General features: G+C 34.4%; 11 protein-coding genes. 9 read left to right on the top strand and 2 right to left on the bottom strand.

The genetic code is table 11. From position 1 onward, the window contains the following. Positions 1-348 precede the first annotated feature (348 nt). The 6 genes from IC221_RS22395 (at position 349) to IC221_RS22370 (ending at position 3,037) form a co-directional block, all read left to right on the top strand. Entirely contained in the window at positions 349-897 is a 549-nt protein-coding gene (locus tag IC221_RS22395; protein WP_188171089.1) for a TolC family protein, read from the top strand. Positions 898-1,050: 153 nt separating this feature from the next. Next, on the top strand, positions 1,051-1,215 hold the full coding sequence (locus IC221_RS22390) for a class IIb bacteriocin, lactobin A/cerein 7B family (RefSeq protein WP_188171088.1): 165 nt from the start codon (positions 1,051-1,053) through the stop codon (positions 1,213-1,215). A gap of 3 nt (positions 1,216-1,218) precedes the next feature. Next, a complete protein-coding gene (locus IC221_RS22385) occupies positions 1,219-1,374 on the top strand; it encodes a hypothetical protein (protein WP_188171087.1) in 156 nt (51 codons plus the stop codon). 13 nt (positions 1,375-1,387) lie between these two features. Then, complete coding sequence (locus IC221_RS22380) at positions 1,388-1,540, top strand: hypothetical protein (protein WP_188171086.1); 153 nt, start codon at positions 1,388-1,390, stop codon at positions 1,538-1,540. Positions 1,541-1,618: 78 nt separating this feature from the next. Beyond that, positions 1,619-2,224 carry a DUF3267 domain-containing protein gene (locus IC221_RS22375; protein ID WP_188171085.1) on the top strand — a complete coding sequence of 202 codons (606 nt, stop codon included), beginning with the start codon at positions 1,619-1,621 and terminating at the stop codon, positions 2,222-2,224. A 168-nt stretch (positions 2,225-2,392) separates the two neighbouring features. After that, on the top strand, positions 2,393-3,037 hold the full coding sequence (locus IC221_RS22370) for a hypothetical protein (protein WP_188171084.1): 645 nt from the start codon (positions 2,393-2,395) through the stop codon (positions 3,035-3,037). 119 nt (positions 3,038-3,156) lie between these two features. Here IC221_RS22370 and IC221_RS22365 read toward each other — a convergent pair whose 3' ends face one another. Next, a complete protein-coding gene (locus IC221_RS22365) occupies positions 3,157-4,446 on the bottom strand; it encodes an amidohydrolase family protein (RefSeq protein ID WP_188171083.1) in 1,290 nt (429 codons plus the stop codon). Between the two features lie 76 nt (positions 4,447-4,522). After that, positions 4,523-7,528: an amidohydrolase family protein gene (locus IC221_RS22360; RefSeq protein ID WP_188171082.1), complete on the bottom strand. Its 3,006-nt coding sequence runs from the start codon at positions 7,526-7,528 to the stop codon at positions 4,523-4,525. Between the two features lie 125 nt (positions 7,529-7,653). Between IC221_RS22360 and IC221_RS22355 the strand changes: the two genes are divergently transcribed. From IC221_RS22355 to IC221_RS22345, 3 genes are all read left to right on the top strand, one after another. Next, positions 7,654-8,532, top strand: a complete 879-nt coding sequence (locus IC221_RS22355; RefSeq protein WP_188171081.1) for a TIGR01777 family oxidoreductase — start codon at positions 7,654-7,656, stop codon at positions 8,530-8,532. Between the two features lie 1,044 nt (positions 8,533-9,576). Continuing rightward, positions 9,577-12,756 carry a SusC/RagA family TonB-linked outer membrane protein gene (locus IC221_RS22350; protein ID WP_188171080.1) on the top strand — a complete coding sequence of 1,060 codons (3,180 nt, stop codon included), beginning with the start codon at positions 9,577-9,579 and terminating at the stop codon, positions 12,754-12,756. Between the two features lie 21 nt (positions 12,757-12,777). Then, positions 12,778-14,283 carry a SusD/RagB family nutrient-binding outer membrane lipoprotein gene (locus IC221_RS22345; RefSeq protein WP_188171079.1) on the top strand — a complete coding sequence of 502 codons (1,506 nt, stop codon included), beginning with the start codon at positions 12,778-12,780 and terminating at the stop codon, positions 14,281-14,283. The last annotated feature ends 386 nt before the right edge of the window (positions 14,284-14,669 follow it).

Genomic DNA, 14,669 nt, shown 5'->3' with positions numbered 1-14,669 from the left:
TAATTAAATATCTCCTTTCAGACTTTTATTTCTAAATGCAATACGAAATATTAAGATCTATTTTTAAATAGCTTCATAGAGAAAGGTGTTCAACTTGGTGAAAACTCAAAGTTTGAATTAACGAGAGAAAAGACCACATATTTTACAGATTCTATAAACCTAGTAGATCAGAAGCTAAAGGTTGAAAGTGATCTCCAACAACTAAATTATATCTTAGGGGAAGAGGATATAAACACTCCCTATCAACTTACCGATAGTTTAGAAGTTCCAACTTTAGAATTATCAGCTTCTAGTGTTTTTGACAAGGTCAATACTCAAAACAATCAATTGGGGGTTATTAATACACAATTGAAGCAGCAACAAGTTAATGTACAATTAAGTAAGACCAATAAAATACCTACCGTTTCATTGGAATCAGCTTATCAAGGCAATCTTAATTGGTTGACAGCAGATTACCCCACTATTGAAGGAGAACTAATCACTCAAACGAATAAGGGGTATTTATATGGAGGTTTTATAGGAATCAATGTTACTGTACCTGTTTTTAATGGAGGCCAAAATGAGAGAAAGATACAATCTTCGAAAATCCAATTCCATAAAAAGCAATTAGAGCAGAAGAAGAAAAAGCTAGAGTTAAAAAAAGAATTTCATCAGCTTTTCTCTAATTATCATTATAACCAAGAAAAAGTAAGAATTGGCTATCTCAGTCAAAAGTCAGCGGAAGAAAATCTTCAATTGTCAAAAGAGCAATTGGATTTAGGGAGTATATCAGTTTTTGATTTCCGTCAAGTACAAAACAGCTATATGAATGCTTCTCTAAATTATTTCACTGCACAATATGAATTGATTTTATCACAAGTACGTTTATTAAAAATTTCTGGAGAAATATTAAAATAATTTTCTCACGGAAGTTTTTTTTCCGTGGTAGTCAATACTTTTACAATATCAAAATAAAGCTAGCTAACTATTTGATGATCTGCTTTTAAGGATGCCGAAAATTAAAAGTGGAACAATATTTTTAGAGTAGGTATAAACTGAAAACTAATTATTATGAAATTTCAGGAATTAGAACTTGATGAAGTTCGTGAAACTAACGGGGGCTTCGTGCCTATAATTGTCGGTGGCTTATTTATTTCAGAAGCTGTTGTTGGTTCAGTAATAACTGGAGGACTTTTAACAGGTATGGGTATTGGTTACAAGTACTTTTTTCAATAACAAATGATTGATTTAACGACTAATGAAATGGTACAAGTCAATGGTGGATTTGTACCGATATTGATAGGAACACTTTACATTTCAGCTGAAATTGTTGCTATCACAGCGTCTTCTGGTTTTATTCTTGGAATGGCGGGAGGAATTGCATATTATTATTAAACTTGAAATTATCATGAAAGACTTAGATTTAAATGAACTTCAGAATACAAATGGAGGAGAGCTTGTATTGGGATTAATGGCCCTTAGTGGAATAGCACTAGGAAGTGCAGCTATAGGTTTTGCTGTTGTAGGAGGTTTTTATTTGTTATACAAAGCTTTTTATTAATTAAACAAACAGGTAAAACTTGACAATATAATATAGTTTTACCTGTTTTTTTTATTCTTAGTAAATATTGAAATGTATATGCGTGAAATAAGACATTCAGAGGTTCATTCTTTTATCAATGACCAACTTAAGAAAAAAGGAGTGCTTCTGAAAATTTATTTATTTGTGGAATATATTCAGCTATTCCTGCTAATTTTTATCATTATTAATGTGCTTCTAAATTGTTATCATCAAAAGTATTTACCTTTATTTTTATTTGGAGTGTCCATTTTTTTTTCATTTTCTATACTTATTTTTATTCATGAGGTGATACATTACTTAGGTTATTTAATACTAGGAAGACGAGATGTGTATTTTGGAAAAGTAGAAAAACAAATGATTTTTTATGTTACAACACGGGCAAGCAAACTAAATGGGTACGAATATTTATTCATTTCAATGTTACCTTTTATTCTAATTAGTTTAGTATGTATATTCTTTGCAATAAAATATCACAATATCGAATTATACTTTTTTACTATTCCTGTATTAGTTTGTAATTATTCTTTTTCAAAGGGAGACTTTGCCTTTTCAGATTACCTCATACAAATTGGAATCTCAACATCAAGATTATGGAATAGTGATAATACAATATTCATTGGAAATTCCACCTCAGAATTAAAGACAGAAAAAGCTACTAAATAAAACATAGTTAAATGAAAGATTGCTAAAACTTTATTTTTCTTCTTCTTTATATTTGAAAGGAGAAGTCTTGCTTTAAATATATTTCTTATAGATAGCTATGTAGGAATATCAAAGTAGTTTGAAATAGTATTGTCGTTTTCATCATATTCAAATTCATACTTATAAAAAATGATTAAAGGGCTTAAATATTCTCAAATTGATTCATTAGAAAAACAATACTTACCATTAACAATAGTTTATATAGTAATTGCTATATTTTGTTTGAATGCTATTACAAATGGTATAAGTTATATTCTTCAGGGAGATTTATCAGAAAATGTAATGAGAGGAGATATGACTTTAACTCAAAAGGTTTTAGGCATGACACTTATCCCAGTCATTGAAGAGTTTATTTTTAGATATTGTTTAAGTTTTAAAAGGTCTAATATTATATTGTCCTTGGCGTTATTTATCTCTTATTTAATAATAATTATAGGAAGTAGTAATTTCGAAATTAATTTATTGATAAAGTTACTTTTATTAGTTTCAGTCTCCATTCTTTTGTTTATCCTATTTGATAAACTAATTCCTTTAGATGTGACTTTTAATAAGGAATATATTTTTAAAGCATCTCTGATAATATTTGCATTTATGCATTTAAATAACCTTTCTGATAATCAACTTCGCTTTACATTCATTCCATATATTATAAGTTATCTTTCATCAATTTTTATGCTTGGTTATCTTTTGTCCTTTATTAGAATAAAATATAGTATGAAATATAGTATTCTATCTCACATGATAATAAATTTCATAGGAATATCTATGATATAATCGGCAACGGTATGTGTTTTTTAGAGAAACACCATCAAAAATACCTTTTCAAGCATTGATGATGGTGCCTTTATATTCAATCACTAATGTGTGCTCATGAATAACAGAATAAACCAATGTTATTCATCATATTTTTCTTTAAACTTCTTATACAACATACTGTGTTTGTTGTTTAAGTCAAGTTGTCTTCCATCGATAAATGCATGGATGATTTTACTTGTTCTCATGTCCAATACATCACCTTGACTGACAATAAGAGTGGCCGATTTACCTACTTGAAGGCTTCCGTATTGATCATCAATACCAAGAATTTGGGCAGTGTTGGAAGTAATCATTTTCAATGCATCTTCCTTGTCTACACCATAAGCGACTACAGTTCCTGCGTAGAAAGGTAAGTTTCTGGAATTGGATGGACTAGAATGTGTAAGTCCTATAGTCAAGCCCGCATCTTGTAGCATTTTTGCTCTTTTGTAGGGTAAATCAACATCATCTTGTTCACGGACTGGTAAGCGATGTACGTCAGTCATCAGGATAGAAATGTTGTTCGATTTTAAGAAATCTGTTACAAGCCAAGCGTCGGCACCTCCTACAATGACTACTTTTTTGATATTGTACTTCTGAACTAACTGTATAGCTTCTACAATACTTTTAGCTTCATCTACATGGATGAATAATTGTTCTTCACCTGAGAAAAGCCCTCTCATTGCTTCCAATGGAAAATCAGGAACGGCAGTAGGTTTGCCTTGACTATATGCTTCCGCATCCATTAAAGTTTTCTCAATCAAAGCCACTTGCTGATGATAACTTTTCGATATAATTAATCCTTTTTCAGGACTTGTCCATGAGTGACTGTAGTATTTGCTAGGCCAGTGTAGATGCTGACCATCATTTTCTTTAATGAGAGCATCTTCCCAGTTCCAAGCATCTAATTGAACAATGGAAGATCGACCAGAGAAAATACCACCTTTGGGCATTACTTGCTCCACTAAGACCCCATTACTTCTTACGGTTGGAATGACATGGGAGTCGGTATTGAATGCAATGACAGAACGTACTTCGGGGTTAATTTTCCCTGTTTCATAATTGTCGTTGGAAGCACTTACTGCTTCAATTTCAACCAAGCCCAATTCTGAGGTAGGTAATACAAAACCAGGGTATACCTTTTGTCCTGAAATATCAATTACTTCATAGCTGTCATCAGAGAAGTTGTTACCAATGAATGTGATTTTTCCTTCATTAAATGCAATGGTAGCATTTGGAAAAACGTTTCCATTTCCATCATGAATTTCGCCCCCTTTTAGAATAATTCCTTTGTTTTGGGCTTTGGCAGGAGATGGGACCTGTGCAGATGCAGTAATAGTTAATAATAAACCGCAAATGACAGAGAATATATAATATGTTTTTTTCATGTTAAATGACTTTTTGACTCAAAGATTAGTGACGTTAATATGGAACGTCGAAAATGATAGACCATAGCGTCTATTTCTAATCTAAATGCAGGTGATCACAATGCATATGGTGATTTATTTTTGGAGCAACATCTTTTGCCTTTGCACCATTTTTAATGGCTTCTTGCATTTTAGTAACTAAACGTGCACGTTCAACTGTCATTTCTTTTCTCAGTTGCTCATCTTTTTCTAAAGAGAAATAAACCGTACCATCAACCATAGTATAATCAGGCTTTGCATAGATAGAAAGCGGGTGATCTGTCCAAAGTACTACATCAGCAGACTTTCCAACTTTAATAGACCCGACCTGATCATCAATTCGAAGTAATTTGGCAGGGTTCAGCGTTACCATTTTTAGAGCTTCTTCCTCTGACATATTAGCGTATTTTACACTCTTGGCTGCTTCTTGATTTAGTCTTCGCCCCATTTCTGAATCATCAGAATTAATGGCAACAGTAACACCTTGGTCAGCCATTAATGCAGCGTTTTGAGGAATAGCTTCATACACTTCAAACTTATAAGCCCACCAATCAGAGAAAGTAGAGGCTCCAGCTCCGTGTTTTTTCATTTTGTCAGCCACTTTATACCCTTCTAAAATATGAGTGAAGGTATTTACTCTGAAGTCAAAACTCTCTGCTACTTTCATCAACATGTTGATTTCTGACTGAACATAGGAGTGACATGAGATAAAGCGTTCATCATTTAAGATTTGAGCTAATGCTTCTAACTGAAGATCTTTTCTTGGTTTAGGTCCTTGACCTGCGTATTCCTTCTGAGCTTTGTCATAGGCTTTAGCTCTAGCAAAACCATCGTTATAAACGGCTTCAACTCCCATTCTTGTTTGTGGAAAACGATGAGACATTGGCCAGCTAGAACGTTTCACATTTTCACCTAAAGCGAATTTGATAAATGGTTTTGCATTGGGGAATAGCAATTCCTCTGGGTTAGTATGTCCCCACTTCATCTTGATGATAGCTGATTGACCACCAATTGGATTGGCAGAACCATGTAATAACTGAGCAGAAGTAACGCCACCGGCTAATTGACGGTAAATATCAACATCATTTGGATTCACAACATCTTCCATTCTCACCATTGATGACATGACTGCAACGTCATTAACACTAAATAATGCAATATGTGAGTGCTCGTCAATAATTCCAGCAGTAAGGTGTTTGCCTTTTCCATCTATTACTCTAGTCTTTTTATTGGCTTTTAAACCTTGACCAATTTTGATGATCTTTCCTTCTTTAATCAAGACATCCGTATTTTCTAATATACCATCGTTTTCGTTCGTCCAAACGGTAGTATTTGTAATTAAAATGTCTTCTTGTTGAGCAATTCTTGTACTACCGTAAGCACTAAAAGGGTAGATTACCTCACCTAATTCATTGGCACTTTCAGCTTTTTCTTTCTTTGTAGTTTCGACTTTATCGTTTGTCGTTACTGCTTTTACGGCAGTCCAACTTATCCATTCACCTTTGGTATCTTTTCCTTCTCCACTAAAATTACCATTCTTATCTTTCCATCCCGAAAGACGAATTGTTCGAGCATTTTTAGTGGTGTCACTCGCAAATGAAAGTGTAATCATCCCTTGATGGAATGTGGCTTTGGATTCCAGTTTTGTGGAATCATTGACAGAAACCTCCCATTTCGGGGAAGAAGGATTTTCTCCAGAAGTTTTGAGCGTGAAGGTATCATTATTGACTTTCAAAGCATAATTGCCAAGTAAGTCATCATTAGACCATTTTTCAATAATGTACTGATGGCCTCTAACCCAATTTTCTAAAACCTTTCCATCCTTAGAAAAAATATTATCTGAAGTGATAATAAAGTTGGCAATTTTACCTGGTTCTAATGTACCTAACCGAGAAGAAGCATTCATGTAGAACGCAGGAGTTACAGTCAATGCTTCTAGTGCTTTTTCTTCTGAAAGACCTCTTTCTACAGCTAAGCGTAGATTCTTTAAAAATACGGATTTTGAAGGAAGTTTTGACGCAGTAATGGCAAATGAGAATCCTTCTTTTTCTAACATTGCTAAGTTAGACGGAGCCAATTCCCAGTGTTTCATTTCTGAGAAAGGAGCATTCATTGCGTCGATAGGGTCTGTAACATTAAGTGCTTGAGGATAACTGATAGGTACAATGAGAGAGGGTTGAAATTGTTTTAAAGTGACCAAGTCTTGGTACTCATCACCGTTACCAACATAGATATAACGCTTGTTGAATTCTTTTGCTACTTTGGCTGCTCTTTCTAAGTCAAAAATATCTTTGGTATCAAAAAATTGAGGGTAAGACTGCGTAGCATTAAATGCTTCTAACGTTAAGTCTGTAAACTTCTCTTTCCCGCCTTCAGCATACCATTGTGCATCATAATAGGTTTGTCGAAGTAATGCCACATAGCCCATTGTAGATACAGGATACATTTGAGCAGAAGATCCCTTGTCAAAGGCATAATGAGCACCCACTTGGTTTTCAAGAATAATTGTATTTGCTCTTCCTTTACCAAATGTCACTAAAGCAGAAGTACCTCTCGCTACACCATCAGGTAAGTAAGTTAAAGCACTTCCGAAGCCAATTTTTCGCATTGCTTCAGCTTGTTTTGAGTCACTTTTAAATAACTCAGCAGCATTATTATTCGCTCTAATGGCATCATTAGCATTGTATGCTTTAGGGTTTTGAGGACCTATATTTTCAGGTTTGCTCCACGACCAAAAACTTCCTTTTTTTACACCCGGCATTCCGTAGTGCGAGTTCGCGTCAATAAAAGAAGCATAGATATGTTTTCCTTCAGCATTAATCTCAGCGGCCCCTTTGGGTACAGAAGTACTTTTGTTGACACTGATAATTTTGCCTTCTTTGATGACCAAAGTAGCATTTTCTAATTTTTCGGAAGGAGAGATGTGAACAGTAGCATTAGTAATAGCATAATAATTACTTCTGTCGTCACGTACACCATTGATCGTAAATGTTTCTTGTGCGTAAGTATTGAAACAAGAATAGATCAAGAATAGGACAACACCTATTGTGTTGAGTTTAATCATATTGAAGTTATATTTAATTGAATTGGAGGTTGTGTTATATTGAACTACTAACTTAATCAGTATTGAAAACAAAGCAAAACAAGATCATTATTTAATTGGTTATATTAATATTAAAATAACTATTCATGAAAATACTTATAACAGGAGGTTCAGGACTTGTAGGTAAGGAACTCTCTAAAAAATTAATTAGAGGTGGGCACAAAGTAAGTTGGCTCTCTCGAAAAGAAGATTTATCGAAATCTATTCCTCGTTACAAATGGGATTTAACTAAAAAAATTATAGATAAAAAAGCATTTGAAGGGGTAGATGTAGTGGTTCATTTAGCAGGTAAAAATGTAGGAGAGGGAAGGTGGACACCTAAAGCAAAAGAGGAAATCTTAAACAGTAGGGTAGTAGCCACTACATTATTAATGGAAACAATTAACGCTTTAGAGCACCCTCCCAAAACGGTAATATGTGCTTCTGCTATTGGTTATTATGGAGATAGAGCTGATGAGTTAGTAGATGAAGGGGCAAGTGCGGGAACAGATTTTTTAGCTGATGTCGTAAGACAGTGGGAAGAGGCAATGGATATTTTATCTGTAAGCAGATTAGTGAAATTAAGGTTAGGAGTTGTTTTATCAAATCAAGGAGGTGCACTTTCAAAGATAATTCAACCTATTAAAATGGGAGTTGGAGCAGCTTTAGGAAGTGGTGATCAATGGATGTCATGGATTAGTCTGGAAGACATTGTACGTTTAATTATTTTTTCAATTGAAAACGATCAAATGAAAGGAACTTACAATGCGGTTACTTCAACCCCTCTGACCAATAAGGAAATGACAAAAAGAGTAGCCAAGTTTTACCATCGTCCTTTAATATTACCAAACGTTCCTGTTTTTGTACTTAAATTATTATTGGGAGAAAGTGTAGCTTTAGTTTTGAATAGTACAAAAGTGAAATCATTGGATGAAAACTTGAATTTTGACTTTAAAAATGAAGAAATTGAAACAGTATTAGTTTAAACTTTTCTTCTGAGACATTTTATACTATTCTAATAAAAGAGGTGATAACATTAAGATTACTACCTCTTTTTTTTGTGATTGTTAGACATTTACAGTGCTTAATGTTATTATCGTTTATAACGAAATCGTACTTATGCTAATTTTACTAAAATTATAGGCACTGATGCTAAAAATTGAAACCCAAATACTTTAACAACAATCAGTGCCTATAGCATGAAGTTTTATCTAATCTCATTATCATGTTTATTTCTAAATTAAAACCAATAGTTCTGGGCTACATCATGTATAATTGGTCCCACTCGGCCGACGAAGAAAAGCGATTGTTTAATGTTATAAGTAAGGTTTTTTTACGGCTTAAAAATCAATAAAATTAACATTCTTATGTAAGTATTCATTGTTATGAGAATAAATAACTTGTATTAAATCAATGTAGTATTGTATTTCAATAAGTATTGATGTTAATGTTTATTTAGCTGTTAATGAATTGATTAAATTTATGTAAGTCGAAGATGAACGTCATTTTTGACCAATATATTAAGTCTAACATTAAATGATACACTGCCTTGAAGCAACAGTTTTTCTACTTCTTCTTTGACTCCTCTTAATTCATGAGTTACAGGTCATATGAAGTAAACAAAAATCCAAAAATGAACGAAGTGGAGTTCTTATTGAAGCTTATGTTTAGATACTAAGACAAATCTGATCGAGTATTTAAATTAAATATGAAAATGCACTCAGAATATATCAACAATCATTCGCTCCTGTTTCTGAAGTAGGCTGAAATTATCCGTTCAATAGCTTGTCGTGGTACTTTCCTCTCAATCTTGAAGTAGAAAGACAAGTATGATTGGGGTTAAATCTTTTCTTTTCAATCCTATTCGCGTTAGATATCTATCTCTTAATCGTGGTGATGCCGCAGAATGATGCATTACCTTGGATTAAAATAATAACCTAAAATACCCCGTTTTCATTTGTTCAAGTTAATTAGTTAAATGCTATTTCATTTTACTCCACTCAAAGCTCAATTATTTCTTCTAAATTTTTATGAAAAAAATACTTTTACTCTTAGTAGCGATTACAATTAGTTTTGTAGGAGCATACGGTCAAGAGCGTACCGTGACGGGTACTGTTTCTGACGGAGGAGAACCTTTACCAGGTGTAACAGTAGTGGTAAAAGGAACCTCGAAAGGTACAATCACTAACCTTGATGGAAAATTCACCCTTGACGTTGGTAATGACGATGTCTTAATCTTTAGTTTCATAGGCTACTCTTCACAAGAAATAGCAGTTGGTACTCAATCAGTAATTGATGTGCCTCTGGAAGTAGATGCCGAAGAATTAGATGAAGTTGTAGTCACTGCAATGGGGCAAACACAAGATAAAAAATCACTTGGTTATGCTGTACAGGAAGTTGCAACAGAAGATCTGCAAAGAACAGGTAACCCTGGATTAGCTGGATCAATGCAAGGTAAAATCTCAGGTGTAGATATTAAACCCTCTTCAGGTATGCCTGGAGCTTCAACTCAAATCAACATTAGGGGTGCAAGATCTTTTACAGGTAATAACGCACCTCTATATGTAATTGATGGTATGCCTATTAGTTCAAACCCCGATTTCAGTACAGGTAGTTCCGTAACAGGTAGTGATATCTCAAATAGAGCTGTTGATATTGATCCTAACGATATTGAGAGTATCAATATTTTGAAAGGACAAGCAGCAGCGGCACTTTATGGTATTAGAGCATCGAATGGTGTAATTATCATCAAAACCAAAAGTGGTAAGGGCAATAAAATGGGTAAGCCGGTAGTGAGAATAAACAATTTTACCAGCTGGGAGACCGTTTCTCGTAAACCCGAATACCAAACAGCTTACTCACAAGGTACTGGTGGAAACTACGTTTCGAATAGTTCGCAAGCTTGGGGTATTCCAATGTCTGAATTACCTGATGATCCAAATGTAGGAGGTAACAATCAAGGGCAGCCAGGGAAATATTTTGTAGCACAAAGAGAAGCTGCTGGTTTGGATCCTTGGGTAGAGCCTAATACGTATGATAATTTTGGAGATTATTTCCGAACTGGTTCTACAGTAAATACGTCAATTAGCGTAAGCCAGTCTACAGAAAATGCGAACTACAGTATTGGTTTGGGTAATACAACTCAAAACGGTGTAGCACCATCTACAGGTATGAACAGATGGAATGCAAAAGGTAAGTTTGATGCAACAGTCAACAACTACTTCTCAGTAGGGGTTTCGGCCAATTATGTGAATACAGATATTGATAAATTATCAGCAGGTAACGATGCGGCACTTGCAGGTGTTTATGCAGCACCAACTTCTTATGATTTGAAAGGTATTCCATTTGCAAACCCTGACAATCCTTATCAACAAATTTATTACCGTTCTCAGACATTTGATAACCCCTATTGGGCTGCTAATAACAATGTGTTTAATGATAGAACGGACCGTTTCTTTGGTAATGCTTACGTACAGTATGAAACTGATATTACAGAAGATTTAGATATCAGAGTAAAATACCAATTGGGTGTGGATACCTATACTACGCACTTCCAAGATATATTTGAATATGGTCATAGAGGTGCTGAAGGTAAAATTACCAATAGAGGTGTTACCAACAACATTTTGAATTCATTGACAACAGTGAATTTGAATTGGAAAATCAATACAGACAATAACTTGACGGCCATTATTGGTAATGAAGTCAATGATACAAGAAAGAAAACGTATACTCAAGATGGTCAGCAGTTCAACTTCGGAGGATGGAGACATATTGAAAACACTAAAGTGATCACTGCACAAGAAGAACAAAGAAGAACACGTACAGTAGGTTTCTTTGCAAGTGTTTCTTACTCTTACAAGAGTCTACTTTATCTGACAGCTACAGGACGTACAGATTATGTTTCTACAATGCCTAGAAACAACAGAAACTTCTTCTATCCTTCTATATCGGGTAGTTTGGTATTAAGTGAAATGGACTTTATGGATAGTGCTGATAAAGTATCATTATTAAAACTGAGAGCATCATGGGCACAAGTAGGACAAGCAGGCGAGTATTTTGAAAACTTTTATGCTTTGCCAACCTATGGTGGTGGATGGTTTGGTTCAGGTCCATTCCCTATCAGTTATCCTTTAGCGATCAATGGAGCCAACGTAAACTCTTATACTCAGAATGCTAAATTATTTGACCCAAATCTGAAACCACAAAATACAGCCTCTTATGAGTTGGGTGCTGACTTAGGTTTCTTTAATGATAGAATTACTCTTTCATATACTTATTCGAGACAAAATGTAACCGATCAGATTTTTGCGGTGCCTCTTACAGCTTCTACTGGTTTTGAAGAGTTAGAGACCAATGGTGGTAAAATTACAACCAACGCACATGAGGTTACTTTAAATGTAATCCCTGTACAAACGCAAGATTGGACTTGGTCGGTGAATGTCAATTATTCAAGAATCATCAGTAAGGTAGACGAGTTAGCCGACGGTGTAGAAAGTATCTTCTTAGGTGGTTTCACTACACCACAAGTAAGAGCAGCGGCAGGGTACGCTTTCCCTGTAATTTATGGTAGTAGTTTCCAAAGAGGGCCAAACGGAGGAATCTTAGTCAATGAAGATCCAAATTCTGCTGATTATGGTTTACCAATGGCTGGACCTGCAAAAATTATCGGTGATGTAACTCCAGACTTTATTCTTGGTTTTGGTACCAACTTGAATTACAAAACATGGTCTTTGGGTGCCACTTTTGAATGGAAACAAGGAGGTCAAATGTATTCTGGTTCAAACGGTCTGATCAATCTTTACGGTGTAAGTGAAGTTACTGCTGATAGAACGAATCCATTTGTATATCCAGGTGAAAAAGCAGATGGTTCACCAAATGACATTCAAAGAGGTGGTGAGTCTGATACAGGTGCTTACCAAAGAAGATGGGATAATGTTGAAGGTAATATTGATGAGGCTTATATCTATGACAACTCTTTCGTGAAACTAAGAGAGCTTTCGTTAGGTTATAAATTCCCTAATAAAATCATCAAAGGTACAACTAGTATTGGTTTGTCTGTATTTGCTAGAAATATTTTACTATGGACGGAATTACCAAACTTTGACCCTGAATCATCTCAAGGTAATAACAATATGGGTGGATCTTTTGAAAGATTCTCTATGCCAAATACAAACAGTTTTGGTTTCGGTGTTGATATCACTTTCTAATCTAAAATCTTAACAAGAAAAATGGAAAAATTTAAATATATAAAATTGCTCCTGATTGGAGTAATGATCTCCTTGGCATCTTGTTCAGAAGATGTGTTGGATGAAATAAATAGAAATCCCAATAACCCTCTCGATACGCCTTCGCAGTTTGTAATAACTGATGCAATGAACGCTTCTCTAGTGAGAGTAGCCAATGGTGATTATGCTTTTTATGCTTCTCTTTTTATCGAGCATCAAGTAGGTGTTTTTAATCAGTTCCATCAAGCAGAAATTAGATTGGATGCATCTCTAACTCAAGCTACAACTTACAACTCCGCTTGGGTGGGGTCTTATCAGGCCATGAGAAACTTAAAAGATGTAATTACTAAATGTTCAGAAGGAGGTGTAGAGGTAGGAAATAATCATACACTAGGTGTAGCTCAGATTTTAATGGCTTACAACCTATCTGTTGTGACAGATATGTGTGGTGATATACCTTGGTCACAAGCTCTCGATCCTGTTAATTTCCTAAGACCAGAATTAGACAAGCAAGAAGCAATTTATACGGATATCTTTTCATTATTGGATGAAGGTATTGCTAATCTTGAGAAGGACAATGATGGTAATTATGATGCAATAGGAGTTCATGATATGATTTATGGTAGCCTTAGACCAACCTCATCAAATGGAAATGATCAAGTTTCATGGAGACAGGCTTGGGTAAAACTAGCTTGGGGATTAAAAGCACGATTTACGATGCGTTTATCTCATAAAACACCAAATTATGCTGATGTCCTTGCTCATGCTGCCAAATCTTTCACATCTGCAGACGAAGAAGCAAAGTCTACCTATAATGGTTCAACATCTTATAACCCTTATTATCTAATGTATACTCAAAGGGATTATTATGGATCTAGTCAAAGTATGCGTAATAATATGGATGATAATGACCCTAGAATTGCCAATTACTTTATTCCTTATCCGAAAAATGACCCCGCAGATGAAAGACTTGAGTTCGCTCCAAATGGCGATATTGATCAAATACAAGGCGTATATGGCATATCAAGTTATTTTAATAATAGAACAGAAAATACTTTTATTATGAGTTATCATGAGTTGCTGTTCTTGATTGCAGAAGCAACCGCTAGAAATAATGGAAGTGCTGCTGAAATTCAAACAGCTACTGTTGCAGCAGTAAGAGCGGCATTAGCGTCAGCAAGTATTGCTCAAGCAGATATTGATACTTACATCACATATATTGAGGGGAATAAAACGTTTGATATCGATTATGTGATGAAAGAGAAGTACATTTCTCAGTATATCTCAGAATCATTAGAAGCCTATAATGATTACAGAAGATTGAAAGCAATGAATGGAGGTACTGTTCCGGCGTATGTTACTTTCTTAAATCCTCAGCCAGCAAAATTTCCTTTAAGAATGACTTACGGTGCTGATGATGTAAATAATAATCAAAATGTAAGAGATGCCCTAGGTGATGGTCAATACGTTTATTCAGAAAATGTATGGTGGGCTGGTGGTAGTCGCTAATCTCAAACAGTAGAACAAAAACAATAAAAATAAGTCTAACAGATGTTTTCTGTTGGGCTTATTTTTTTGTCATTTCCTATTTCATCCCTCCTCTAATATTTAGACAATAGAAGAGGCTTATAGTTTAATGTATGACAAGTAAATCATAAAATGGTATTTCAGATTAAAAAAGTAGTGAAATAACATTTGTACAGGATAAAATATTTCTATTACGTGAATTGCTAAATATAACATAGAATAAACAGTGTTATTATGCTATAAAATAGTATCTATTAATCAATGTTATGAAATTGTATAAATAATACGTTATAGGTGATTTTGTTAATTTTTAATTAATTGAATTTCAGATTTTTAAATATCAATTAATTTAATATTTGAAAGCATTA

The organism is Flammeovirga sp. EKP202 (assembly GCF_014534745.1).
Lineage (GTDB): Bacteria > Bacteroidota > Bacteroidia > Cytophagales > Flammeovirgaceae > Flammeovirga.
This window is presented reverse-complemented; position numbering and strand designations above follow the sequence as displayed.

Coding starts and splice junctions, on each gene's coding strand:
- IC221_RS22375 (WP_188171085.1), top strand. CDS start 1,619: ATGCGTGAAATAAGACATTCAGAGGTTCATTCTTTTATCAATGACCAA.
- IC221_RS22385 (WP_188171087.1), top strand. CDS start 1,219: ATGATTGATTTAACGACTAATGAAATGGTACAAGTCAATGGTGGATTT.
- IC221_RS22350 (WP_188171080.1), top strand. CDS start 9,577: ATGAAAAAAATACTTTTACTCTTAGTAGCGATTACAATTAGTTTTGTA.
- IC221_RS22345 (WP_188171079.1), top strand. CDS start 12,778: ATGGAAAAATTTAAATATATAAAATTGCTCCTGATTGGAGTAATGATC.
- IC221_RS22390 (WP_188171088.1), top strand. CDS start 1,051: ATGAAATTTCAGGAATTAGAACTTGATGAAGTTCGTGAAACTAACGGG.
- IC221_RS22365 (WP_188171083.1), bottom strand. CDS start 4,446: ATGAAAAAAACATATTATATATTCTCTGTCATTTGCGGTTTATTATTA.
- IC221_RS22380 (WP_188171086.1), top strand. CDS start 1,388: ATGAAAGACTTAGATTTAAATGAACTTCAGAATACAAATGGAGGAGAG.
- IC221_RS22360 (WP_188171082.1), bottom strand. CDS start 7,528: ATGATTAAACTCAACACAATAGGTGTTGTCCTATTCTTGATCTATTCT.
- IC221_RS22355 (WP_188171081.1), top strand. CDS start 7,654: ATGAAAATACTTATAACAGGAGGTTCAGGACTTGTAGGTAAGGAACTC.
- IC221_RS22370 (WP_188171084.1), top strand. CDS start 2,393: ATGATTAAAGGGCTTAAATATTCTCAAATTGATTCATTAGAAAAACAA.